This window comes from Arthrobacter rhombi (genome assembly GCF_039526245.1).
Classification (GTDB): Bacteria; Actinomycetota; Actinomycetes; order Actinomycetales; family Micrococcaceae; genus Arthrobacter_H; species Arthrobacter_H rhombi.
This window is the reverse complement of sequence record NZ_BAAAIV010000005.1, coordinates 277,824-300,980: the sequence shown is the minus strand read 5'-3', so window position 1 is coordinate 300,980 and position 23,157 is coordinate 277,824. Positions and strand designations below refer to the sequence as shown.

At 68.4% G+C, this 23,157-nt stretch carries 22 protein-coding genes and 1 tRNA gene; 13 read left to right on the top strand and 10 right to left on the bottom strand.

The genetic code is table 11. The features are described 5' to 3' along the window. Positions 1-25: 25 nt before the first annotated feature. Both ABD088_RS05900 and ABD088_RS05895 read right to left on the bottom strand, forming a co-directional pair. A complete protein-coding gene (locus tag ABD088_RS05900; RefSeq protein ID WP_343900733.1) occupies positions 26-685 on the bottom strand; it encodes an SDR family oxidoreductase in 660 nt (219 codons plus the stop codon). A gap of 44 nt (positions 686-729) precedes the next feature. After that, entirely contained in the window at positions 730-1,569 is an 840-nt protein-coding gene (locus tag ABD088_RS05895) for an aldo/keto reductase (RefSeq protein WP_343900732.1), read from the bottom strand. 71 nt (positions 1,570-1,640) lie between these two features. Here ABD088_RS05895 and ABD088_RS05890 point away from each other — a divergent pair, with 71 nt between their 5' ends. Together ABD088_RS05890 and ABD088_RS05885 are read left to right on the top strand one after the other, a co-directional pair. Next, the gene (locus ABD088_RS05890; protein WP_343900730.1) at positions 1,641-2,330 is read left to right on the top strand and encodes an HAD-IA family hydrolase; all 690 of its coding nucleotides are present in this window, start codon (positions 1,641-1,643) and stop codon (positions 2,328-2,330) included. Between the two features lie 133 nt (positions 2,331-2,463). Further along, entirely contained in the window at positions 2,464-3,090 is a 627-nt protein-coding gene (locus ABD088_RS05885; protein WP_343900728.1) for a malonic semialdehyde reductase, read from the top strand. Positions 3,091-3,148: 58 nt separating this feature from the next. On the opposite strand, the gene ABD088_RS05880 is transcribed toward ABD088_RS05885, so the two are convergent. After that, a complete protein-coding gene (locus ABD088_RS05880; protein ID WP_343900726.1) occupies positions 3,149-4,264 on the bottom strand; it encodes a GTP pyrophosphokinase in 1,116 nt (371 codons plus the stop codon). A gap of 257 nt (positions 4,265-4,521) precedes the next feature. On the opposite strand from ABD088_RS05880, the gene ABD088_RS05875 reads away from it, so the two are divergent. Together ABD088_RS05875 and ABD088_RS05870 are read left to right on the top strand one after the other, a co-directional pair. Beyond that, positions 4,522-5,154: a uracil-DNA glycosylase family protein gene (locus tag ABD088_RS05875; protein ID WP_343900724.1), complete on the top strand. Its 633-nt coding sequence runs from the start codon at positions 4,522-4,524 to the stop codon at positions 5,152-5,154. Between the two features lie 120 nt (positions 5,155-5,274). Beyond that, complete coding sequence (locus ABD088_RS05870; protein ID WP_343900722.1) at positions 5,275-6,774, top strand: DUF2079 domain-containing protein; 1,500 nt, start codon at positions 5,275-5,277, stop codon at positions 6,772-6,774. 35 nt (positions 6,775-6,809) lie between these two features. Here the strand turns inward: ABD088_RS05870 and ABD088_RS05865 are convergent, their stop codons facing one another. Then, a complete protein-coding gene (locus ABD088_RS05865; protein WP_343900720.1) occupies positions 6,810-7,415 on the bottom strand; it encodes an HAD family hydrolase in 606 nt (201 codons plus the stop codon). Between the two features lie 114 nt (positions 7,416-7,529). Here ABD088_RS05865 and soxR point away from each other — a divergent pair, with 114 nt between their 5' ends. The 3 genes from soxR to ABD088_RS05850 all read left to right on the top strand — a co-directional run bounded on the left by soxR (position 7,530) and on the right by ABD088_RS05850 (position 9,854). Next, positions 7,530-8,018: a redox-sensitive transcriptional activator SoxR gene (gene soxR, locus ABD088_RS05860; protein WP_343900719.1), complete on the top strand. Its 489-nt coding sequence runs from the start codon at positions 7,530-7,532 to the stop codon at positions 8,016-8,018. A gap of 71 nt (positions 8,019-8,089) precedes the next feature. Beyond that, complete coding sequence (locus ABD088_RS05855; protein ID WP_343900717.1) at positions 8,090-8,617, top strand: flavin reductase family protein; 528 nt, start codon at positions 8,090-8,092, stop codon at positions 8,615-8,617. 61 nt (positions 8,618-8,678) lie between these two features. Next, on the top strand, positions 8,679-9,854 hold the full coding sequence (locus ABD088_RS05850; RefSeq protein WP_343900716.1) for an FAD-dependent monooxygenase: 1,176 nt from the start codon (positions 8,679-8,681) through the stop codon (positions 9,852-9,854). Between the two features lie 24 nt (positions 9,855-9,878). Here the strand turns inward: ABD088_RS05850 and ABD088_RS05845 are convergent, their stop codons facing one another. Beyond that, positions 9,879-10,625: a sirohydrochlorin chelatase gene (locus ABD088_RS05845; protein WP_343900715.1), complete on the bottom strand. Its 747-nt coding sequence runs from the start codon at positions 10,623-10,625 to the stop codon at positions 9,879-9,881. Positions 10,626-10,744: 119 nt separating this feature from the next. Further along, complete coding sequence (gene nirD, locus ABD088_RS05840) at positions 10,745-11,137, bottom strand: nitrite reductase small subunit NirD (protein WP_343900757.1); 393 nt, start codon at positions 11,135-11,137, stop codon at positions 10,745-10,747. 298 nt (positions 11,138-11,435) lie between these two features. On the opposite strand from nirD, the gene nirB reads away from it, so the two are divergent. Genes nirB through ABD088_RS05825 form a run of 3 tightly spaced genes read left to right on the top strand, consistent with a single transcriptional unit; the run spans position 11,436 to position 16,284 of the window. Then, positions 11,436-14,159: a nitrite reductase large subunit NirB gene (gene nirB, locus ABD088_RS05835; protein ID WP_343900714.1), complete on the top strand. Its 2,724-nt coding sequence runs from the start codon at positions 11,436-11,438 to the stop codon at positions 14,157-14,159. Further along, complete coding sequence (gene cobA, locus ABD088_RS05830; protein ID WP_343900713.1) at positions 14,156-15,184, top strand: uroporphyrinogen-III C-methyltransferase; 1,029 nt, start codon at positions 14,156-14,158, stop codon at positions 15,182-15,184. The genes nirB and cobA overlap by 4 nt, the downstream gene beginning before the upstream one ends. After that, the gene (locus tag ABD088_RS05825) at positions 15,148-16,284 is read left to right on the top strand and encodes a uroporphyrinogen-III synthase (protein WP_343900712.1); all 1,137 of its coding nucleotides are present in this window, start codon (positions 15,148-15,150) and stop codon (positions 16,282-16,284) included. The genes cobA and ABD088_RS05825 overlap by 37 nt, the downstream gene beginning before the upstream one ends. Before the next feature lie 236 nt (positions 16,285-16,520). Here the strand turns inward: ABD088_RS05825 and ABD088_RS05820 are convergent, their stop codons facing one another. From ABD088_RS05820 to mptB (ABD088_RS05805), 4 genes are read right to left on the bottom strand one after another with little or no spacing between them, the layout of a single operon-like run. After that, positions 16,521-17,309, bottom strand: coding sequence for a formylglycine-generating enzyme family protein (locus tag ABD088_RS05820; protein WP_343900711.1), 789 nt, complete (start codon positions 17,307-17,309; stop codon positions 16,521-16,523). Positions 17,310-17,332: 23 nt separating this feature from the next. After that, positions 17,333-18,649 (bottom strand): glycosyltransferase family 87 protein, encoded by a 1,317-nt coding sequence (locus ABD088_RS05815; protein WP_343900710.1) that lies wholly within the window; start codon positions 18,647-18,649, stop codon positions 17,333-17,335. Beyond that, positions 18,646-20,253, bottom strand: coding sequence for a polyprenol phosphomannose-dependent alpha 1,6 mannosyltransferase MptB (gene mptB / locus ABD088_RS05810; protein WP_343900709.1), 1,608 nt, complete (start codon positions 20,251-20,253; stop codon positions 18,646-18,648). Before mptB (ABD088_RS05810) ends, ABD088_RS05815 begins: the two co-directional genes overlap by 4 nt. After that, a complete protein-coding gene (gene mptB / locus ABD088_RS05805) occupies positions 20,254-21,801 on the bottom strand; it encodes a polyprenol phosphomannose-dependent alpha 1,6 mannosyltransferase MptB (RefSeq protein WP_343900707.1) in 1,548 nt (515 codons plus the stop codon). 242 nt (positions 21,802-22,043) lie between these two features. On the opposite strand from mptB (ABD088_RS05805), the gene ABD088_RS05800 reads away from it, so the two are divergent. The 3 genes from ABD088_RS05800 (at position 22,044) to ABD088_RS05790 (ending at position 23,139) form a co-directional block, all read left to right on the top strand. Continuing rightward, positions 22,044-22,241, top strand: coding sequence for a hypothetical protein (locus tag ABD088_RS05800; protein ID WP_343900705.1), 198 nt, complete (start codon positions 22,044-22,046; stop codon positions 22,239-22,241). A gap of 47 nt (positions 22,242-22,288) precedes the next feature. Continuing rightward, a complete protein-coding gene (orn, locus tag ABD088_RS05795; protein ID WP_343900703.1) occupies positions 22,289-22,906 on the top strand; it encodes an oligoribonuclease in 618 nt (205 codons plus the stop codon). A gap of 157 nt (positions 22,907-23,063) precedes the next feature. Then, positions 23,064-23,139: transfer RNA gene (locus ABD088_RS05790), tRNA-His, on the top strand. The last annotated feature ends 18 nt before the right edge of the window (positions 23,140-23,157 follow it).

Here is a 23,157-nt window from a genome sequence, read left to right as displayed (position 1 = left end):
GGTGCCGGGGGCCGCGTCGCCGATCTCAGTGGCCGCCGCGGGCGAACCACTCGGCGATCGGCACGTTGCCATCGCAGAAGTCCAGCGTCGCGCCGATCGTTGCCGGCTGCGCGAGGGCCTCGGCGATGGCCAGGGCGACGTTGGCCCGCGAGGTCGGCGTGTCCCCGGTGATCGGGTGCTCCAGCGGAGTGATCTTCCCGGTGGCCGGCTCCCCGGTCAACCGACCGGGACCCAGCACCGTCCAGTCCAGTGCCGACTTGCGCAGGTGCTCATCGGCGGCGATCTTCGCGGCCTGGTACGGATAGAACGGGTCGTCCAGCGACGTCAGGTACTGCGTATCGGCCGTCGCAAACGAGACCATGATGAATCGCTGCACCCCGACGGCCAGCGAGGCGTTCATGATGCGGATGGCCGCGTCGCGGTCCACGGCGTAGGTCCGATCGGCGTCACCACCTCCGGCACCGGCGCTGAAGACCACTGCGTCGGCGCCGGCCAACGCCGGCTCCAGTTCCGGCCCGTGGGCCTGCTCGATGTCCAGGACCAGCGCGGAGGCGCCGGCGGCACGCACATCTGCCTCGTGGTCCGGGTTGCGGATGACCGAGGTGACCTGGTCCCCGCGTCCGGAGAGCTCGCGGGCCAGCAGCAGGGCGACCTGGCCGTGGCCGCCGATGACGACGATCTTCATGGATGTACTCCTGGGGTGGCGGTAGAGGGGTGGGCTGGTGGGGTTCAGTGGCCGAAGGTCATCGGATCGGCCGGGGCCGGTCCGGTGCCATCCAGCGCGTCGATGGCCGCCATCTGCCCGGCATCGAGCTCGAAGGAGAACACGTCGAGGTTGGAGGCCTGGCGTTGCGGATCCGTGGACTTCGGAATCGGGGAAGCCCCATGCTGCAGGTTCCAGCGCAGCACCACCTGGGCCGCGGTGACCCCGTGGGCGGACGCCGCGGCGGTGACCGGCTCGGCGTCCAGGACGGCTCCGCGGCCCAACGGGCTCCAGGCCTGGGTCAGGATGCCGTGCCGCTCGTGGAAGGCAATGTCATCGGCGCGCATCCACAGCGGGGAGTGCTGGATCTGGTTGACGTCGGGCACCACCCCGGTGGCGTCGATGAGTTCGGTGAGCTGGGCCTGCGTGAAGTTGGAGGTGCCGATCGCCCGGACCTTGCCCTTGGAGAGCAGTTTGGCCAGGCCCTTGTAGGCCTCGACGTAGGTGCCCTGGGCCGGATTGGGCCAGTGGATGAGCAGCAGGTCGATGTAGTCCAGGCCCAGGCGCTCGATCGAGTGGCGCCAGGCGGTGCGTACCCCCTCGAAGGAGTGCCACTCGGCGTTGAGCTTGGTGGTCACGAACAGCTCGCTACGCGCCAGCGGCGAACGCGCGATCGCCTGCCCGACCCCCTCTTCGTTGCGGTAGTTCTCCGCGGTGTCGATCAGCCGGTAGCCGGCCTCGAACGCGTGCAGCACGGCCGCGCCGGCTTCGGTATCGTCCATGGGCCAGGTGCCCAGTCCGATCATCGGGATCTCGGCACCATTGGCGAGCTTTTTGACGGGAACTGCTGCTGGGTTCTCTGACATTCCCTCATGCTAACGTGCCGGACCCGATCGTGGGCGGATCCGTGGCGGGCATCCTCGATAGGGTGGAATGCATGGACACCAGCACCTCCCCCGCACCCCGCACCACCGACGCCCGGTACCTCGACGCCGACGCCCTGCTCTTCGACCTGGACGGCACCCTGATCGATTCGACCCGGGCCACGGAGATCTGCTGGCAGCAGTGGTCGCAGCGGCTGGGGCTCGGCGACCACGGGCAACACCCCCATGGCGTCCCGGCGCGCGATGTCGTCGCCGACCGGGTGGAGCCGGCCCGCCGGGCTGAGGCGCTGGAGCTCATCGAGCGTCTGGAAGTCGCCCAGACCGAGGGCATCACCATCAAGGACGGGGTCGCGGAGCTGCTGGCGGCCCTGCCGGCCGACGGCTGGGCGATCGTCACCTCGTGCACCGCCGAACTGGCAGCAGTGCGCCTGGCCCTGGTCGGCATCGAGGCCCCCGCAGTGCTGGTCACCGCCGATTCGGTCACCCGCGGCAAACCCGATCCGGAGGGCTATCTGACGGCCGCCGCGGCACTGGGCGTGGATCCGCGCCGGAGCATCGTCTTCGAGGACGCCCCGGCCGGGGTCCAGGCCGGCAACGCCGCGGGTGCGTGGACGCTGGGTATTGCCGGAACGTACGACGCCGATGCGCTGGCTGCCTCGCGGATCGTCACCACACTGGCCGGCACCACCGTGACGGCGGGCGCCGGCGGAGCCCGCCTGCGGGTCGAACTACCCGGCTCCTGAGCCCGGCGTGACGAAGCGCACACCACTGTTGGGAAATATGCAGACGCATGGACCTGTTGGCCCAGACGACACAGCAATCACCTGACGGTGCACGTGCAGGCACGTGGACCACGTCACTTTGGAAGGACCACCCATGACCGCAACGCTTCCCGATCTGGACCACGAGCTGGCCATCGACGCCACCACGGCCGATGCCCTCTTCTTCGAGGCGCGCACCGCCAACACGTTCTCGGATGAGCCGGTCAGCGAGGAGACCGCCCAGGCGATCTACGAGCTCACCAAGATGGGCCCGACGATGATGAACAACCAGCCGATGCGCATCACCTGGGTCCGGTCTGCCGAGGCACGCGAGAAGCTGGCGAACCGCATGGCGGAGACCAACCGGCAGAAGACGCTGACCGCCCCGCTGGTCGCCGTGCTGAGCTTCGATGCCGATTGGCACGAGCACTTCGGCACGTTCTTCCCGCACGCCGCCGAACGCAAGTCGATGTTCGACGGCGAGGAGCAGGCGGGCATGCGCGAGGCGGTGGCGAACAACAACGCCCACATCCAGTCCGGCTACTTCATCATGGCCGTCCGCGCCGTGGGCCTGCACGCCGGGCCCATGGGTGGTTTCGACGCGGCAGGCGTCGACGAGGATTTCCACGCGGGTACCAGCCAGAAGACGTTCATGGTCGTGAACATCGGCAAGCCCGGCGAGAACCCCTGGTTCCCGCGCCTGCCGCGCCTGGACTACGACGTGGCCACCACCACCGTCTAGACATCCGCAGGATCACCGGCAGCAGCACCTGTCGGGACCCCCGGTCCCCCGCGGCGCCTCAGGGCGTGGCGGTGGGGCCGGGGGTCTTTGCCGCCCGGTAGGTTTCCATCTGGGACAGCCGGCGGCGCAGGCTCTCCTGGCGTTGGCGGTCCTTGCCGGCGGTCAGCTCGATGTGCGAGCGGCCGAAACGCCAGAGCAGCACGTCGTCCAGCAGCCGGTCGGGCCCGGGCGAGTAGCGGTGGTCCAGGGCCTTGCGCACCTCGGTGATGGCATCGGCGTCGAGCAGCCCGGCGAGCTCCGTCGTCGTCTTCAGCTCATGGGCGGCGAGCAGCTCCGCGGCCCAGCCCCAGTCGTCGTCGGACTTGCGGTCCACATGCGGCAGCAGCGTCTGCCAGACCTCGCGGATGCGGTCCGGGTCCAGGCCAACGGCGCCTTCACCCTCGGCATCCCAGTAGCCGGTGACCGCCAGGTAGCGGTCATGCAGTTCCTCGAACGTCGATTCCACCGCCTCGAGCATCGCCGCAGTGGCGGTGAACTGGCGGTCCAGATAGGGGCTCCACGCGCGCGGGTCGACCTTCTTGAAGCGGATGTCGTGCTCGATCTCGCTCCACGCGTGGGCCAGGATGGTGCGGATCTGCGTCTCGAAGATGTAGTTGCCGGTCTCCCTGACGTTGTCCCCGAGCGTCTCCTGGTAGCTGCGCACCACCTCGTTCTGCCGGGTGCGCAGGTTCAGGTGGCGGCTGGAGTAGCCGTAGGTGCCGGATTCGACCGAACCGATGTCCTTCTCCCGGTCGGAGCGGACGTCGAATTCGTTGCGTCGGCGCTTGATCAGCCCGGCGGCGTCCCGGACCTCATGCGGCAGGGCGACGATGACGCGTACCCCCACCAGATCGTGCAGGTCGCGCATCGGGTGGGGGAACTCCAGCTGCGGATCCCCGCCGGGTTCGTCGGGTTCGAGCATGCGCGAGGCCTTGTCGCGGAACGAGTCGACCGTCTTGGTGCGTCCGGTGATGAACAGCGGCTGCAGCTCGGCGTCGGCGAAGATCGAACGGATGCGCGTGGTGACGTCCTCGGTCACTGCCTCGAGCTGCGGTCGGACCTGCTCGTACTGGCGGGCCGACTCCTCCACCTGGGGTTTGAGCCGCTCGTCCAGTCGATCGAAAACTGCTCCCACGATGCCCCGTTTCCTCGCCGCGATGTGTACCGCTCACACCCTACCAACCGCCGTCGTGCCGAGGATCACCGCGGATCGGAGACCGCCGCACGGCGTGTTGCGGGTGGCCGGGAGGTAAACTGAAGACATACGACGGCGATTCCAGCCGCATTTCCCGTTTACCTCGGCACCGTAGGGGCCCGACCCCGCCCTGCCGGACATCATCTGCGGACCAGCGATCCGCAACCAGCAGCAACCCCCAGGAGAAGCACCCTTTCATGACCGCATCTGCCACGGAACTTTCCACCGAACTGCTGTTCGAGCGCCGCTACGAGGAGCAGATCGCCCCCGTGAACCGGCTCCTTGACGAGACCGCCCTGCTCCGCCCCGGCAGCTCCGTCAGCTACGTCGACCCGCAGCATGATGTGGACCAGGTCAAGATCATCTCCCTGTTCTCCAACATCGGAACCGCCGATCCCAGCGGTTTCATCACGCCCGGTGACGCCGACGCCGCCACCCGCATGGTCGGGCTGCAGTGGCAGCTGGGCCTGCGCCCGGAATACGTGCTCCCCTGGAACGTCTCCCCGTGGCACACCGACGGCGAGGCCAACGGACGCTTCGAGCCGGCACAGATCACCTCCGGCCTGAAGCCGCTGCTGCGCATGCTCAAGCTCGTCCCGCGCGCCTCCGTCCTGGTGGCCCACGGCACCGAGGCCCACCGCCTGGCTGACCAGCTGACCAAGACGCAGAACCCCTTGCTGTGGCGCCGCGGCTTCAAGACCTACAAGGTCAAGTCCCTCGACGGCCGCGCCTTCGCCGGCTCCGCCGAGCGCCAGCAGGGCCACCTGGATCAGATGCAGGCCGCCTACGCCGACGCCATGGCGCGCACCGGGATCTCCTCGATCCGCTGACACCTCCTCCGGGTCTGCCCGGAACCACGAACGGCGTCCACCGGCAACGGTGGGCGCCGTTCGTCGTCGTGCTGCGTGGTGGGCACGGCCGCGGACGCCGGCACCGCTAAACTCGTAGCCATGCCCGAAGCCGCTCCCGCCGCACCCTCCGCGCCCGAAAACGCAGTGCCACCGATCAGCCGCGCCCACCGGCTGCAGCTGGCCGCGGTGATGGCCGCGGCGACCGTGCTGTATGTGGCGCACTCGCTGCTGCGCTACCGCAACTACGAGGCCAAGGGCTACGACCTGGGGATCTTCGACCAGGCGGTGCGCCAGTACGCGCTGTTCAAGGCGCCGATCGTGCCCATCAAGGGCGTGGACTTCAACCTGCTCGGGGACCATTTCCACCCGATCATCGCCCTGTTCGCCCCGCTGTACTGGATCTGGCCGGACCCGCGCATGCTCAACTTCGGCATGATCGCGCTGCTCGTCGTCACGGCGATCCCGGTGTATTCATTCGCCCGCAGGTACCTGGGCCACCGCGGCGGACTGCTGACCGCAGCGGCGTTGCTGTTGTGGTGGCCGTTCCAGGCGATGGTGAACTGGGACTTCCACGAGGTGGCCTTCGCCGTGCCGCTGATGGCCTGGATCGTCTGGGCGTTCGACCGGTCCCGCTACTGGCTGGTGGTCGGCCTGTCCGCGCTGCTGCTGCTGGTCCGCGAGGACATGGGCGTCACCCTCATTGCCGTCGGCATCGTGCTGGCCTTCCACCGCCAGTGGACCAAGGCGGCGCTGCTGGCCGTGGCAGGGGTGGCCGGCTACCTGGTGGTGACGAAGGTGCTGGTCCCGCATTTCGCCCCGCCGGATGCCATGTCCTACTGGCAGTTCACCGCCCTGGGGCCGACCATGGGTGCCGCCATCGCCTTCATGCTCAGCCACCCGCTGAAGTCGATCGCGCTGCTGTTCAACCACGAGCTGAAGATCCTGCTGTGGTTGATGACCTTCGTCCCGCTGGCGCTGCTGCCCTTCCTCTCCCCCTACGTGATCCTGGTGGCACCGAGCCTGCTCGCCCGCCTCTTCAACGACCGGTTGAACACCTGGGCCCCGGTCTACCAGTACGACGCGATGCTGGCCCCGGTGCTGATCATGGCCTCGGTCCACGTGCTCTCCAAGATCATCGCGCGCACCGGAAAGGTGAAGCTGCGCGTGGGCGCCCCGGCCTACCTGCTGGTGTTCGCGTTCATCTGCACCCTGTTCATCCACGCGGTCTTCCCGCTCGGGCGGACGCTGACCGGGACGGATTGGGCCATGCCGGAAACGGCGAAGGCCCAGGCCCGCGCCGTGGCGAAGATCCCCCACGGGGTATGCGTCGAAGCCAACGACACAGCGGTCCCCCATCTGGTCCAGCGCACCTACGTGGGCCTGCACGGGGACATCGGCGATGACCTGTCCAGCTGGATGATCATCGACTTCAACGTCGACGAACTCGGCGGCTGGGATCCGCTCTCCCCCCAGCAGGCGCTGGAGCGCGGTGAGAAGCTGGGGTTCAAGGTCGTCACGGAAGACGACCACGGGATCTGGGTGCTGCACCGCGACATCCCTGTGAACCCGATCTGCAGCAACTACCTGCCCTACGACTGAACCGCATCCCGGCGGTGCAGCCCGGGCAGCCGGCTTCAGAGCCCGAGTTCGGCGGCCAGGTCCACACCCTGCGTGTGGTGGACGGTGCGCATCCCCACCCCGCGGGCTGCCTCGAGGTTTTCGGTCTTGTCGTCGATGAACACGACGGCGGATGCCGGGGCACCGAGCTCGGCCAGGACATGCTCGTAGATCCTGCGGTCGGGTTTGGCCAGCCGGAGCGGGCCGCTGAAGAAGAGCCGATCAAAGGGGCGCGGCCAGTCGGCCTCGGCGGTGAAGATCTCGGATTGGCGCACCGGCATGTTGGACAGCAACGCCAGCTGCGCCCCGCGCGCCGTCAGCTGCTGCAGCACCGCGGCGGTGGCCGGATCCTGCCGGGCCCAGAGGGCGGCATCGAGGCGGTCCAGCTGCTCGACCTGCGCAGCATCGACGTCGCGTTCGAGCACGGCAGACCAATAGGCGGCGGACGTCAGGTCCCCCGCGTCGAAGGCGTGGCGGTGGTCCCAATACGTGCTGTCGGCGGCGTCCAGCGCCACCCCGGTGGCCTCGTTCAGCCGCTGCCAATCCGCGGCGTCCGGGGCCAGGGACAAGACCATGCCATAGTCGAAGAGGTACCAGTCGACGTCGTGCGGTGAGGGTGCCATGGCACCAGCGTATCGGCACGCCGCAGCGGTGCGGTGTAGCCTCGCAAGCGGTCCCCGATGGCATGCGGGAACCATGGGGGCGGGACATGAGCAGGACACCAGGAGGGAGCGGCGATGGTCAACGATGAGGAAATCAGTGTCGGCCAGCTGGCCGCGCGCAGCGGTGCCGCCGTCTCCGCATTGCACTTCTATGAGCGCAAGGGACTCATCCACAGCCGCCGGACCAGCGGCAACCAGCGCAGGTATGCCCGCTCGACGCTGCGCCGCGTGGCGGTGATCCGGGCTGCCCAACGCGCGGGCATCCCGCTGGCCTCCGTGCTGGAGGTCTTTGCGGATCTGCCGGCCGACGGGGTGCCCGACCAGGCGGATTGGCAGCGGCTCTCGGCGGCGTGGCGGCAGGAGATCGACGCGCGCATCTCCCTGCTGGAGCACTTGCGGGACCGCCTGGATGGCTGCATCGGCTGTGGCTGCCTGTCGCTGGCCGCCTGCGGCTTCGTCAACCCCGACGACGCGCTCGGTTCGGCCACCACGGGTGCCCCGGGCCTGGAGGACGAGCCGTTCGGTGCCGTTCGGGGCCTTCCGCCGTCATCCGGTTTGACCTGAACTTAGGTTGAGGTTTTAGGGTCGTGAGTGTTCCCCGGGACATCGGGAACGTCCAGACGAAAGAAACAGGCATGACGACCCTCTCGCACTCCGACGCAGCGACCCGCAACGCTTCAGCTCTTTTCCGCGACGCCTTCCGCGGCCACCCGGCAGGCCTGGCCGTCATCACCGCCGCCGGACCGGACGGGCCGATCGGGTTGACGGCTTCCTCGGTGTCGTCGGTGTCGGTGGATCCGCCGTCGCTGGTGTTCTCGCTCTCGGGCAGGACCACCGCACCGCTGCTGGCCGCTGCCGACACGGTGGTGGTGCACCTCATGGACACCGCGCACCAGGACCTCGTTAACACCTTTGCCACCCCGGGCACCGCGCGGTTCACCGAGGACATGGACTGGGAGGTGCTGCCGACCGGCGAACCGTTGCTGCACGGCGGCACGTGGGCGCTGCGCTGTGCCGTCGCCGAGCGGATCGACGTCGGCTCCTCCCGGGTGGTCATTGCCACGGTCCTGGACGTCCGCCGCCAGTCCCCCGGCGCCGAGCCGCTCGTCTACCACGACCGGACCTACCATCGCCTCTCCGACGGATCCACCCTGACACCGTAAGCCCCCCGGCCGGGCACCGGAGGATAATGATCCCCACCATCATCGGGGCCAGGAGGCACACATGCGCGCGGTCATCATCGGGGCGGGCATCGCCGGGCTGGTCACGGCCCGCCAACTCGGGCTCGCCGGCTGGGAGGTCGACGTCGTCGAACAGTCCCCCGGGCCGCGGGACGCCGGCTACATGATGGACTTCTTCGGCCCCGGGGTCGCCGCATCCGAACGCATCGGCCTGTATCCGCGCCTGGCCGACCTCGCCTACCCCGTTGAAGCCGCCGACTACGTGGAGTGCACCGGGAAGACCACGGCCCGGCTGGACTACGCACGCTTCTCCCGCGCGGCGGGGGGCAAGGTCCTCACCCTGCTGCGCCCCGACATGGAGTTGGCGGCACTGGCCGCGTTGGACGACGTGCCCGATGGCCGGGTGCGCCTGCACTACGGGCGCCACCCGACGGCGTTCCGCAATGGCGCCGACCGGGTGTCCGTCGACGTGGACGGGACGGAACCACTGGTGCTGGAGGCCGATGCCCTCATCGGCGCCGATGGCATCCACTCCGCGCTCCGTGGCGCGCTCTTCGGCCCCGAGGCCGGGTACCTGCGCCCGCTGGGCATGCGTGCCGCGGCCTACATCGCGGATGAACCGGCCCTGGCGGCACGGCTGGGCCGGCGGTTCGTGCTCACCGACAGCCTGGACCGGACCGTGGGGCTGTACGGGTTGCGCACCGGCCAGGTCGCGACCTTCATGGTCTACCGCGACGACGGCAGCGCAGACCCCGGAGATGCTGCCAGGTGCCTGCGCAGGAATTTCGCCGGCCTCGGCCCGGAGGTCGACCGCATGGTGGAGTTGTGTCCGCCGGATCCGTACGACGACATCGTGGCCCAGGTGGTGATGCCCGTCTGGCACCGAGGCAGGACCATCCTCGTCGGCGATGCGTGCTCGGCGGTGTCCTTGGTGGCCGGGCAGGGCGGTTCGCTGGCGATCGCCGGAGGGGCTTTGCTCGGCGACCTGCTCGGCGCGGTGTCCTCTGCCGAACAGGTCCCCGCAGCGTTGACCGGCTTCGAGCGCCAGTGGCGATCGGTCGTCGAGGGCGCCCAGATATCGGGTCGTCGGGCCGTCTGGATGTTCCTGCCGGAGACCGTCCGGCAACAGCGCGTGCGCCGGTGGGTCCTGCGTGCCGCGACGCTGCCGGTCATCAACACGATCGTGGCCCGGCAGATCGTCAAGAGCGTCGCCGGCTAGGCCCGCTGATGCTCCGCAGACGCGTCACGACGCGCAGCGGCCCTTCTCGAACCGGTCAAGAACCAGGCCCACCATTTCAGCCGGCGGTTCCTGGCCAGCCAGCAACAACGGTTCGGTCACCACGTCGGCTCCCGACTCTCGCGCCAGGGACGCGAAGTGGCCGGGTGCCAGCAGGTAGGTGGCCACGACAACGCGGCCGCCCCTGTCCGCGGCCTGGCTCCCGTGAGGGGCCCCCGCTTCGGCAAGGTTGCCGCGGGCGGATTCCACGGCCTGCTTGAGCTCGGGCTGCGCCGCTGAAATATACCCGGTGGAGACCGGCCGGCCCAGCAAGCCGGCCAGGCTTACGGCCGTCGCCTCGCAGTCCGCCACAGCACGTCGGTCGGTGGATCCGGCGCAGCCCAGGACGACGTGATCGCCGGTACCGAGTCCGGCTTCGCGCAACCGTCGTGCCAGGACCTGCACCAGGCGTTGATCCGGGCCGAGCGCTGCGCTCACCGTGGTGCCGGGCCGTGCTGCTGCCGCCTCGGCCAGGTCTACATGGACGTGGTACCCGGCGGAGAGCAGCAGCGGGACCACGCGAGTCGTCCCTGCGAGGCCTGCCAATGTACGCGGGACAGCTGGTTGCTGAACGTCGACAAATGACTCAACGACGTTCAGGTCCGGCCGGCGGATGGCCACTGCGCGTACCAGGGCGCTCACGGCAGCCTGTCCCCGGGGTGAATTCGTGCCGTGCGAGGCCGCGACCAAGGCGGGTTCAGTGGCGGTTTCCACCCACCCTGTCCAGGGCTCGCAGCTGAGCTCCGAACCGGTGGCATGCACCGCAGGTGTGGAGCCGTCGTCCCGTCCACGCGTGCGGCGACCCACCGATCTGTGTGCGAGAACTCCGAGGCTCATGCGGCTACCCCGCGCCATGGCTCGGAGATGCCGACGGCGAGATAACCGCCCTCAAGGCGCACCGGATAGGTAGGCAGCGTCAGTTCCGGGTTGGTGAGGCACTCTCCCGTTTCCAGGACATATACCTCCTTGTGCAACGGTGAAGCGATGGTCGTCAGCACACCCTTGGTACCAACGATTCCCCGTGACATCACCTGTGCGCCAGTCGCAGGGTCACTCTGGTCAACTGCGTGGAACTCCGTGTCGGAGAGCCGGAAGAGAGCCAGCTGGCGGTCGCCGATCAGTGCGGCTTCCCCCCACGCCTGCTCCAGGGCATCGACTCGGCATACGCGGTGCCACTGGACCTCCCCAGGTGCGGCATGAAGGGCCGCGCAGGCCGAGTCGGACATGGGGCCGATGTCGACGGCGTCACCGTGGAGTTCGAAGGTGGTCATTGCGGTCATCGTGGGCTCCGTTCATCAGGTTGGCTGGTGCACCATCAAACTATGGGCGCCATGTTTCGCACGGGACCCACTCAGGTAACGCCACGGTAAAACGCTTCTCACACCTGCTGGCGTCGGCGGAGAGGGAAGACGACAAATGCCGGAAACACTAGGGCAACAAGGACGCAACTCCTGCCCCCTACGGTGAGAAGACGCTCCGGCCATGGGTAGGAGCGATGACCGATTCCGCGATCCGAAGGCAGCCATGAACAAGAACCAGCCCCGCCGCATCGTCGTCGTCGGCGGGGGCCCCGCAGCGCATCGGTTCGTCGAAGCGATGGGTTCCCGGGGCCTCTCCGGTATCTCCCTGACCATCCTGACCGAGGAAACCCACCTTCCCTACGACCGGGTGGCGCTGAGCCGGGCACTGGCCGAGACCGATGCCAACCTGACGCTGGGCCACAGTTCCATGTGGGAGCAGGAGGGAATCACCCTCGTGACCAGCGCGCGTGCCGTGGATCTTGACCTCGAGGCGATGGAAGTCATCACCGCCACCGGTGACCGTTACGGCTACGACGAGTTGGTGCTGGCGACCGGCTCCAACGCAGCCAGGCTGCCCATACCGGGCAATGAGCACACGCATGTCTACCGCACACTCGAAGATGTTTGGGCGATCAACCGTGAAGTGGAGGCCTTGACTGCCAAACTCGGCCGGACCATCAACGCCGTCACCATCGGAGGCGGTTTGCTGGGACTGGAGGCGGCAGCAGGGCTGCAGGCCCTGGGCGCCAACCCGGTCATCATCGACGGAGGCAAATGGCTGATGGGCACCCAATTGGACGAGGGTGCCGGAGAGGCCATGGGCCGGCTGATCGCGGACCGGGGATTTCAGGTCCATTCCGGTGTGTATCCCTCCGCGGTCCTGACCTCCCGCATCGACGGAGCACACCAGGTCACCGGCGTGGAGATGGCCGACGGTCGGATCGTCGGAGCCGACATGGTCGTCGTCTCCATCGGCGTGAGGCCACGCGACGAACTCGCCCGTACCCTCAATGCCCGGGCGAAGGGCAAGGCCGCGGAAAGCGCTGGAAAGTCGCCGGAAGAGCTCGAGGACGAGGATTTCCTCCCCGTCTTCCGGATGGGGGCGCGCGGCGGGATCGTGATCGATGAAACCTGTGCAACCGATGTCGAGCATGTCTGGGCGATCGGCGAGGTGGCAAATTTTGGTGGGCTCTGCGTCGGCCTGGTCGCCCCGGCCAACACCATGGCAGAGATCGTCGCCGACCGACTGCACGACGGAGACGCGACCTTTGCAGGATTCGACACCGCGACAAAACTCAAGCTCTCCGGCGTCGAAGTGGCCAGCTTTGGTGATGCCTTCGCCCAATCCGACGGCGCCCTGGAGATCGTGTACGCCGATCCTGCCCGCGGCGTCTACCAGAAGATCGTCGTCACCGATGATGCGAAAACGCTGCTGGGCGGGATCTTCGTCGGTGATGCCTCGCCCTACACGTCCCTTCGCCCGTTGCAGGGGCGGGAACTTCCCGCTGAGCCGGGCGCATTCCTCTCCGCCGCCACCGCGTCGGCGCCCGACACCGAGTTGCCCGATGACGCCACCCTGTGCTCATGCAATAACGTCACTGCCGGCTCCATCCGCGATGCCATCAACGGCTGCGGCAGCTGTGATGGCGCCGAACCCGTTCGCGAGCTTGGCGCGCTCAAGGGCTGCACCCGGGCCGGCACCCAGTGTGGTTCCTGCGTGCCGATGCTCAAGAAGCTGTTGGAGGGCGAACTGGCCAAGTCAGGCATCACGGTTTCCAAGGCCCTGTGCGAACACTTCGAGATGTCGCGCGCCGAGCTGTTCGAAGCAATCAGGTCGCTCGAGTTGACCTCCTTCGACGACATCATGCGGCGCTTCGGCGTCCGGGCAGTACCGGATGGTCCTGCCCCGCTGGGATGCGATATCTGCAAGCCGGCCATCGGTTCCATCCTGGCCTCGCAGCATGGCGCCTACGTGCTCGACGGCGGCCGTGGCGCCCTTCAGGACACCAACGACCGGGCGCTGGCGAACATGCAGAAGAACGGCACCTACTCCGTGGTGCCCCGCATTCCCGGCGGTGAGATCACACCGGAGAAGCTGGCGGTCATCGCCCGGGTTGCCGAGACGTACAACCTCTACACGAAACTCACGGGAGCCCTGCGGATCGACCTGCTCGGCGCCCGGTTGGAGCAGCTGCCGGACATCTGGAAGGAACTCGTCGAGGCCGGTTTCGAATCCGGGCACGCCTACGGCAAGGCGCTGCGCAATGTGAAGTCATGTGTGGGGTCCACCTGGTGCCGCTATGGTGTCCAGGACTCTGTATCGATGGCCATCAGGTTGGAACTGCGCTACCGGGGGCTGCGGTCACCACACAAGTTGAAGATGGGTGTCTCCGGCTGCGCCCGCGAGTGCGCCGAGGCCCGGGCCAAGGACGTCGGTGTGATCGCCACGGCCGACGGCTGGAATGTCTACGTCGGCGGCAACGGCGGGGCGAATCCAGTGCACGGCCAATTGCTGGCCAGGGACCTCGATGATGCCACGTTGATCGCCTACATCGACCGGTTCCTGATGTACTACATCCGCACTGCTGATCGGCTCCAGCGCACCGCGCACTGGATGGCGGAGCTGGAGGGCGGCCTGGACCACGTCCACGACGTCGTCGTCGGCGATAGCCTGGGCATCGCCGATGAGCTCGAATCGGCAATCGCCCACCACGTGGACGCCTACGAGGATGAATGGGCCGCAACGCTGAGGGACCCGGAGCGACTTCGTCGCTTCCGCTCGTTCGTCAACGCGCCGGACCAGAAGGATGCATCCATCGTCAACATCAACGAGCGGGGCATGGACCGTCCGGCCACAGAGGAAGAGATCCGAGCCGGCGGCGACTCGGGGCCGGTGCTGATCGGTACCTCCATCCCCGTCCGCACTAGCCAGGAACCGCGACGATGATCCGGGACACGGACTTCCTGGGCCTGACCGTCCTCGTGGCCGGCGCCGCAGGGCCAGCTCGGCGTGTCATTCGCCGGTACCGCCACGCCGGTGCCGTCGTCCGGTGCCTCGAATCGCCAGGAGACCGTGCGCGCACCGTGCTCGACGATGTCGCCCTGGTGGCCCTGGTCGACGAGGGCCAACCAGGCTGGGATCGGTTGGCAGCCGATTGCCGGGCTTCCTCCACGCTGCTGGTGCGCGAACGCGCCGCTGCGCCCCGGGGCAGGGTGACCCTGGTCGGTGGTGGACCGGGGCCGGATGACCTCCTGACCGTGAGGGCCCTGGAGGCGCTGCGCGAGGCCGACGTCGTCTTCTATGACCGGCTTGGCCCGCACCGGAATCTCGCTGAACTGAGCGGAGGAGCCGACCTGATCGACGTCGGCAAGCGTCCCGGCCACCACCCGGTGGTGCAGTCGGATATAGAGCGCCGGATGGTCGATGCCGCCCGGGCAGGTCATCACGTGGTACGCCTCAAGGGCGGCGACCCCTTCGTCTTCGGCCGCGGAGGCGAAGAGGTGGCCAGCTGCGTCGAGGCCGGCGTCGAGGTCACGGTCGTGCCCGGCATCACGAGCGCCGTCTCGGTTCCGGCTGCGGCGGGGATCCCCGTCACCCACCGTGCTGTCAGCCACTTGTTCACCGTCATCTCCGGGCACGCGCCGCTCAGCGTCGTCGAATACGAACACCTTGCCGGGTTGGGGGGCACCATCGTTGTACTCATGGGTGTTGGCACCTTGCCGCAACTGATGGCAGGCCTGGCCACAGCGGGAATGGATCGCCGGACGCCGGTGGCCATCGTTGAGCGTGGTTACAGCGATTCACAGCGGACGACCGTTTCCGACCTCTCCGGCGCCGTCAGGGCGGCCGCAGCCGCGGGGTGCAAGTCGCCCGCCGTGCTGGTGATCGGCGATGTTGTCCGCCAGGGCGGCAAGAGTGGATCGGTCGCGGAACAATGTGCCGGGTTAGCCCCCGCGGCGGAGGGGGTATGACATTGCGGGGCCCCCTGGAGGGGTTCCGGGTGGGAGTGACCTCTGACCGGCGCTCGGGGGACCTGATCGACGCACTCGAACGGCGCGGCGCCACGGTGCTGCACGCTCCGGTCATGAAGATCGTGCCCGTGGCCGAAGACGACGAGCTCACCCGCGACACGGCTGCCATCATCAACGCGGTACCGGATGCCACGCTCATCACGACCGCCTACGGCATGCGACGGTGGTCCGAAGCCGCCGACGCCTGTGGTCTCGGGGAGGACCTGATGGAGGCGCTGGCGGCATCGAGGATCTTCGTTCGCGGCCCCAAGGCACGCGGGGCAGTGCGGGCTGCCGGCCTGGACGACGTCGGCATCAGCGCCGACGAGCGGACCGCGAGTCTGGTTGACCTGCTGCTCGACGAGGGCGTGGACGGCTTATCCGTCGCGGTCCAGCTGCATGGCTACACGGACGGGGCACAGCTGGAACGGCTGCGCGCCGCCGGCGCTTCGGTCCTGACGGCGACACCCTACCGGTGGGTCAGGCCCGAGGGGGCTGAGACGCAGGTGCCACGGTTGATCGACGCCATCTGCAACCGCCAAGTGGACGTCGTGACCTTCACCAGCGCGCCGGCCGTCGAGGCGCTCTTCAGCACAGCGGTCGAGATGGGGCGTTTCCCGGCCCTCGTGGAGTCCTTCGGGTCAGGCGTCGTGGCCGCCGCCGTCGGTCCAGTCACTTCACAACCGCTGATCGACGCCGGCATCGAGCCGATCGTGCCGAAACGTTTCCGCATGGGGGCGCTGATCCGGCTGGTCGTGGAGCACCTTTCAACCCATCAGGTCCTGCACGTCGACACAGCCAAGGGCGTGGTCGAGATCCGCGGCCACTCCGTCGGCCTGGCCGGCCGGCAGGCTCGTCTGCCGCCGGCACCGATGGCCATTTTTCGCGCTCTGGCGGATGCCGGGGGCGCCGTGCTCAGCCGACAGGAGCTGTGCCGGCGACTGCCGGAGGCTTCCGGCACCCACGCGCTGGATATGGCCATGAGCCGGCTGCGCCAAAATCTGCCAGATCCGGAGCTCATCACCACGGTGATCAAACGTGGCTACCGACTGAATGTGTAGCGCCGCGCCGGCGCCACCGCTGGCCTTGCCCTTGCCTGCCGCTGCGGCCGCTTAGATCACGTGGACGGGATTGACATCGGACATCGACAACCTCCGGGTTGGTTGGCCCGGCACTTTCGTCCGGGCCTCTATTCGACGTGATGCACCCCAACGAACCGGCTGGTTTCCGTCGCGTGCCCCGATCGTGAAGTGAGCCTCACGTGCCTTGGCCCGACAGGTGAGACCACGACCGGCCCTTACGGGCGTAGCCCGCGCAGCGGCGTCCACCCCATCGGCAGCGGGCCACGCACAGCGGCCCGACGCGCGTCGGCGGCGGCACTCCAGCCCTGGCCGGCGCGGGCATCCACGCGACCGGCACCACCGGACACGATCCGGAAGCCGACGTCCTCCAGCCGCGCATCGGGGGCGCTCCCCCGCCGGACCGAGGCCCTGACACTGTATTCCGGGTCGTCCCATCCGCCGCCGCGTAGTGAGCGGTAGTCGGCGTAGCGGGCGGTGTCGGCGAAGTCCCAGCACCACTCCCACACGTTTCCCAGGGTGTCGAACAGCCCGAAGTCGTTGGGCTGCTTGCCGGCCACCGGCTGTGGCCCGTGGGCCCCGTCCGCCGCCGTCCAGGCGACGGTTTCCAGGCCGCCGTACCGCGGCCCGGCGCTTCGGGCACGGCAGGCGTGTTCCCATTCGGCCTCAGTCGGCAGGCGGTACCCCGGCGAGGCCACGTCCCACTCCACCTCGCGCCCCTCCACCCGGTAGGCGGCCGGCAGGCCGTCGAGGGCCGAGGCCGCGTTGCACCAGGTGACCGCCTCGAACCAGGTCACCGGGTGGGCCGGCAGTGCCGGATCTACCCCGGGCACGACGGCGGTGCCCAGGATCCGGTGCCAGTCGCCGAGCGTGACCGGAGTGGCGCCGATGGAGAACGGGAGCAGCTCGATCCCGCGTGTGGTGGTGGTGCGGGCATCGCGCAGGGTGATGCGCCCCGCAGGTACCGCGAGCAGCCGCAGCCCGGTGCCGCCGTCGTGCGCTGTCATATCCGCATCAGTCCGGCCGCCCCTCAGCGCCGGGCGGGCAGCACGAACTGGTCGGGGGTGTCCTCCACGGGTCCGCCCATCGGGTCGTCGTCGCCCTCGGCACGGACCAGGTCACGGTCCGGGTGGCGGATGTCGCCGATGATGCGCACGCAGAGGTAGATGACCATGGCCATGTGGGCTGCGATGCCGGTGCCGTAGGCGATCTCGATCCACGGGTTGCCGGCACCGAACGTGCCCCCGCTGACGATCTCGGCGCTCATCAGCCACACGGCGGCCCAATGGTAGGCCTCGAGCAACTGCCAGAGCAGGAATTCGCGCCACCGGGGCCGGGCCAGGATGTACAGCGGGATGAGCCACATGACGAACTGCGGCGAATAGACCTTGTTGAAGAGGATGAACGCGGCGATGATCAAAAACGCCAGCTGGGCCATCCGCGGGCGCCGCTTCGCGGACAGGCCCAGGTAGGCGATGCCCAGGCAGGCCAGGGCGAAGCAGACGTTGGAGAGCATCGAGAAGCCCTTGCCGTCCAGCCCGGTCCAGGTGAACGCCAGCCACATCGAGGAGAAGCTGATCGGGCGTTCGGAGGAGAACGTGTAGAAGCGCGACCACTCGTCGAACGCGGTGAGCATGAACGGGACGTTGACCACCAGCCAGGCGGCCACTGCCGCGGCCAGCGATTTCCAGAACGCCGACATGCGCCCGGAACGGAAGCACAGCACCAGGATCGCCCCGAAGAGGAAGAACGGGTACAGCTTCGCCGCGGCGCCCAGGCCCAGCAGCACGCCGGCGAGGTAGATGTGCTTGCGGGAGAAGGCCAACATCCCCACCGTGGCGAACATGACGGCCCAGAGGTCCCAGTTCAGTTGGCTGGTCAGGATGATCCCGGGGGCCAAGGCCACCAGCAGGGCATCGCGGCTGCGCTTGCGGGCGCTGTAGGCGACGGCGACGACGATGATGGCCCAGCAGATGAAGGAGCCCAGCGAGTTGATGTCGAAGTAGGCCAGCTGGCGTTCGGGGCTGAAGCCGATGCCCGGCACCAGGAACGCGGTCACCCCGGCGATCACGGCCAGCAACGCCGGGTATTCCAGCGCCTGGTCCTGCGGCAGGCCGGTGTAGAACGGGAAGAGCTTGTCGGCCAGCCCACGGGTGCCGAAGAGCTGGGCGAAGTCCGAATAGCACATGTGGATGTGCTGGTCGGCGCCGGACCAGCCGTTGACGCGGCACCACTGCTTGGTCAGCACCGCCAGGATGGCGCCGATGACGGTGGCCACCAGCAGCCACCCGATGACCGGACGGGTGGCCTCGCGGGAGGTGCGCAGGGTGTTCAGCGGTGAAGTCACGGCGTGGTGGCCTCGTTTCTGTGATCGGTGGGATCGGGGCCGGGGCCCCGGGTGAAGAGTGCTGAGGTGCGGGGATCGGAGAAGACCAGGTATCCCAGGTAGAGCAGGCCGATGCCGGCGGCCAGTATCCGGACCCAGAGCAGGCTGATCCATTGGGCGACGCTGAGCTGGTCGACCACGCCGACCAGCACCAGAAGCATGCTCAGCAGGTACCAGAACCTGACCCACCCGCCGGTGTATACCTTCGAGACGGCGAACAGCGGAATCAGCCACAGCACGTACCAGGACTGGATGATGGGGGCCAGCACGATGGTCGCCAACAGGGCCAGGGCGCAATACAGGACCGGGGAGGTCGCCGGGCGGCGGAACGCCAGCCAGACGGCGAAGCCCAGCGCCACGGCCTTGAACAGCGTGTAGACCAGGGCCGCGTTGGAGTCCAGGTCGCCGCCGGCTAGTTCGGCCAGCCAGCCGACGCCCAGCCCCAGCAGGCCCACCGGCGCATACGGGAACGCCGCTGACCCGGCGGTTGCCATGGCCTTGATCCAGCCGAACCAGAGCCCGGAGACCCACCCGAAGAACGTCAACGCCGCGCCGGAGACGACGGCGGTGTAGGCCCAGGCGCCGATCTTGCGTCCCAGCGTGGCGGTCGCCGGCAGCATGGCCAGCCCGATGAACGGCAGCGCCAACACCACGATCGGCTTCACGGCGATGGCCCCGGTGACGGCCAGGACCCCGGCCAACCGGCGTCCCTGGCGGACCCAGACGAACCCCAGGAGCAGTCCGCCCATCATCAGCGCATCGTTGTGCGCCCCGCCGATCATGGTCAGCAGGAACAGCGGGTTGGCCAGCGAGATCCAGACCGCCCAGGTGGGATCGGAACCCAGTTGTGCGGCGAGCCGCGGCACGGCGTACAGGCACAGCAGGACCCCGGCCACTGCCAGCAGCCGGAACAACAGGACGGCAGCTTCGGGGACGCCGCCGGTGATGAAGTACACGCCCTGGGAGGCCAGCAGGAACAGCGGGCCATAGGGGGATGCCGATTCGGCCCAGAGGCTGTCCGATCCCTGGGCGAACCAGCCGGGCAGCTGGGAGATCCAGTTCGAGTACGGGCTCAGCCCGGCGTGCATGAGCCGCCCCTGCCCCAGGTAGGAGTAGACGTCGCGGCTGAAGATCGGGAACGCGAACAGCAACGGCGCCGACCAGAGCAGCACGGTGTTGCGCACGGTCACCAGGGACGCGGGGGTGTGCTCCCCGCCGCGCTGGCCGAAGCGCAGCCAGGCCCGGCACAGGATCATCGAGCCCAGCGCCAACAAGATGGTGCAGATGATCACGCCCGCCGTCTCGACGCGCAGCGGGTTCAGGATCGTGGTGCGGGCGAAGATCGAATCCTGCGTCTGCGCCAGCCAGCCGACGCCCCAGGAGCCGACCATGATCATCAGCGAGGCGAGGAACCCCTGGGCCATCGCGACGCCGCGCTGGGCCTCGTCGCCGCCGGCGAGGCGGCGTAGCAGCGGCATCTCCTCGATGCGGTGCCGCAGTCCGAACAGCGCCTCGGTCAGCGCCGCGGTCCGGGCCCGCGTGCGCCGGTTCTCACGGGTGGGCATTCAGCTGGCTTCCTTGCCCCGGCGCAACCGCAGGCGGAGCCCGGACACGGTGGTGACCACCGAACCCCAGAAACCCAGGAAGAGCCGTCGGGTCTTCGGGTCCAGGAACGCCAGATAGGCCATGGCCGCCCAGGAGATGCCGGTGGAGAGGTGCTTGACCCAGGGGTCCAGGGCGTCGAGGAACTGCCAGATGAAGATCTGGTCGGCGGCGCCGAAGGCGATGAAGAACGCGACGGTGAAGTACACCCAGATGATCTGCCAGTCATCGCGGATGCCGGTGGCGGCGAAGAAGGGCAGCAGCCACAGCAGGTACCACGGCTGGATGATCGGTGAGAGCACCACCAGGGCGGCGAAGGCCAGGGCGAGGCGCTGGACCAGGTGGGAGTGCCGTCCGCGGAACATCAGGAACAGCACGACGAGCACCGAGGCCACCCGGGCGACGACCTTCACGACCTGGAGCACCCAGTTCGAGGGCAGGCCCAGCGCGTCGAAGGCACCCCTGAAGAAGTTGGTGAACAGGCCCACCGGGGCGAAGAAGACGGTTCCCGTGCCGGTGCCGAGCATGACCTTCAGCCACCCGAAACCGTAGCCGTTGGCCCAGCCGATCACTGCCATGATCCCCAGGCACAGGGCCAGGGTGTAGGCCCAGTAGAGGAACCTGCGGGCCCAGGAGGAACCGGGGCCGGCCCACAGCAGGCCGATGAACGGCAGGATGACCATGGTGATCGGTTTGATGCCGATCGACGCGGTGACCAGCACGACCCCGAGGATCCCCCGGCGGGTCGCCGCGTAGTAGGTGCCGGCGACCGCCAGGCCGACCATCAGCGCGTCGTTGTGCGCGCTGGCGATGAAGCTGATGAGGAACAGCGGGTTGGACACCGTGATCCACAGTGCCTTGGCCCCTGACACCCCATGGAGTTCGGCCAGCTTCGGCACGTACACCATGCAGACGATGACCCCGGCGAAGGCGATCAGCCGGTACAGGAACACCGAGGCGTCCGGGGAGGATCCCGCCAGCAGGTTCACCAGCCGCTCCAGCGTGAGGAACAGCGGCCCGTACGGGGTTTCGGATTCGGCCCAGGTGACGTCGGCACCGAGCTGGAACCAATTGGAGAGCGTGGAGATGCCGTCCACATAGGGGTCCTGCCCCGCGGTGACCAGCCGGCCCTGGCCGATGTAGGCGAAGACGTCGCGGCTGAAGATCGGCAAGGCCAACAGCAGGGGTGCACCCCAGAGCCAGCACGCCTGCCGGACGACCCGCAGGGAGCCCACCGCCCAGCCGGCCAGCTCCTGGCCCAGCCGCAGCCAGGAACGGAACATGATCCAGCACCCGACGGTCAGCACGATCGTGGCGGCGATGACGCCCCACTGCTCGGTGCGCACCGCAATGAGCAGATGGTTGCGGTTCAACGGCGACACGCTGGCCAGCCAGCCGATGCCATAGGAGCCCAACAGCACCAGGACCGACCCGACGAACCCCTCGATCAGGATCAGCCGGGGCGCGCGTTCCCGCGGACGGGTCCCCGCACCCGTCTGGACCCTGCTCATCGCCATCGGCTCGTTTCCGTTGATTGACCGCCCCGCGTCGGCGCCCGTCCGCGGCCGTTGGAGACTGTGCAGGACCGGGATCCGGGGCCCGGGGCCCGCTGAAATACTCACCCGATGTTAGCATCGCGGCCCCGCCACACCCGGGTACGACGCCGGTTCCCACCGAACGCCCCCCGCTGCCCCTAGGCTGGTGGCAGCCCGGGCATCCGCCGGGCCGCGCGGTGCAAGAGCAGGGGGAACGAATGGGCCGGCACGCCACCAGTGAGGGCAAGAACACCACCCGACAGGGCGCCCTGCTGGGCTGGGGCCTCTTCGTGGCGGTGCTCGTGGTCATCTGCTCCCCGATGGTCGGCCTGGACCTCCTCGCCGCCGCAGTCGTGGGCCTCACGGCCGCCGTCGTGTTCGTGGCGCTCTATTTCCTCAGCGGCGTTCCGCAGTAGCCACCGACCGCCACCGCTCCCCCGGCGCAATCCGGTAGATTGGCTTCGTGCCTATTTCAGCTGAAAACATTGTGTGGATCGATTGCGAGATGACCGGGCTGAGCCTGGAAGCCGACGCGTTGATCGAAGTTGCCGTCCTGGTCACCGACCCGGAACTGAACATCCTGGGTGAGGGTGTCGACGTCGTCATCAAACCCGAGGCGCAGGCCCTGGAGCAGATGAACGACTTCGTCCGCCAGATGCACACCACCTCCGGCCTGCTCGAGGAGCTCGACGGCGGCATGGACCTGGATTCGGCCACCGAGCAGGTCCTGGAGTACATCCGCACGTGGGTCCCCGAACCGGGGAAGGCCCCGCTGGCCGGCAACACGATCGGCACGGACCGCAACTTCCTGGCCCGCGACATGCCCGGGGTCATCGACCACCTGCACTACCGCGTCATCGACGTCTCCACCATCAAGGAGCTCGCCCGCCGCTGGTACCCGCGCGCCTACTTCCAGTCCCCCGCCAAGACCGGCAACCACCGCGCCCTGGGCGACATCCGCGATTCGATCAACGAACTGCGCTACTACCGCCAGGCCGTCATGGTGCCGGCACCGGGCCCGGACAGCAAGACCGCCAAGGCCATCACGGCGTCCCTGGCCACCGGGAACAGCGCCAGCTGACCCCGGGCGGGGAACCCCCAGCGTGTTCCCCGCCACACTTCGCCGCGCCGGCACGCAAGTGGCGCGCGGGCGCGCGAAAGTGTGTAAACTAGTATCCGTTGCCCGGACCTCTGGTAGGAATACCAACGGTGCGGGCACCGCGTTGAGAGACGCAATGGTGGGTATAGCTCAGTTGGCAGAGCGTCTGGTTGTGGTCCAGAAGGTCGCGGGTTCAAGCCCCGTTACTCACCCCAGGCAGCCGCCCCGGATCC

Bases quoted from the DNA above. Each gene is read 5' to 3' on its own strand.
- ABD088_RS05800 (WP_343900705.1), top strand. From the start codon at position 22,044: ATGGGCCGGCACGCCACCAGTGAGGGCAAGAACACCACCCGACAGGGC.
- ABD088_RS05865 (WP_343900720.1), bottom strand. From the start codon at position 7,415: ATGGCACCCTCACCGCACGACGTCGACTGGTACCTCTTCGACTATGGC.
- ABD088_RS05890 (WP_343900730.1), top strand. From the start codon at position 1,641: ATGGACACCAGCACCTCCCCCGCACCCCGCACCACCGACGCCCGGTAC.
- ABD088_RS05850 (WP_343900716.1), top strand. From the start codon at position 8,679: ATGCGCGCGGTCATCATCGGGGCGGGCATCGCCGGGCTGGTCACGGCC.
- soxR (WP_343900719.1), top strand. From the start codon at position 7,530: ATGGTCAACGATGAGGAAATCAGTGTCGGCCAGCTGGCCGCGCGCAGC.
- nirD (WP_343900757.1), bottom strand. From the start codon at position 11,137: ATGTCCGACTCGGCCTGCGCGGCCCTTCATGCCGCACCTGGGGAGGTC.
- mptB (WP_343900707.1), bottom strand. From the start codon at position 21,801: ATGAGCAGGGTCCAGACGGGTGCGGGGACCCGTCCGCGGGAACGCGCG.
- ABD088_RS05825 (WP_343900712.1), top strand. From the start codon at position 15,148: ATGTGCCGGGTTAGCCCCCGCGGCGGAGGGGGTATGACATTGCGGGGC.
- mptB (WP_343900709.1), bottom strand. From the start codon at position 20,253: ATGCCCACCCGTGAGAACCGGCGCACGCGGGCCCGGACCGCGGCGCTG.
- ABD088_RS05885 (WP_343900728.1), top strand. From the start codon at position 2,464: ATGACCGCAACGCTTCCCGATCTGGACCACGAGCTGGCCATCGACGCC.
- ABD088_RS05895 (WP_343900732.1), bottom strand. From the start codon at position 1,569: ATGTCAGAGAACCCAGCAGCAGTTCCCGTCAAAAAGCTCGCCAATGGT.
- ABD088_RS05875 (WP_343900724.1), top strand. From the start codon at position 4,522: ATGACCGCATCTGCCACGGAACTTTCCACCGAACTGCTGTTCGAGCGC.
- nirB (WP_343900714.1), top strand. From the start codon at position 11,436: ATGAACAAGAACCAGCCCCGCCGCATCGTCGTCGTCGGCGGGGGCCCC.
- ABD088_RS05900 (WP_343900733.1), bottom strand. From the start codon at position 685: ATGAAGATCGTCGTCATCGGCGGCCACGGCCAGGTCGCCCTGCTGCTG.
- ABD088_RS05820 (WP_343900711.1), bottom strand. From the start codon at position 17,309: ATGACAGCGCACGACGGCGGCACCGGGCTGCGGCTGCTCGCGGTACCT.
- ABD088_RS05855 (WP_343900717.1), top strand. From the start codon at position 8,090: ATGACGACCCTCTCGCACTCCGACGCAGCGACCCGCAACGCTTCAGCT.
- cobA (WP_343900713.1), top strand. From the start codon at position 14,156: ATGATCCGGGACACGGACTTCCTGGGCCTGACCGTCCTCGTGGCCGGC.
- ABD088_RS05870 (WP_343900722.1), top strand. From the start codon at position 5,275: ATGCCCGAAGCCGCTCCCGCCGCACCCTCCGCGCCCGAAAACGCAGTG.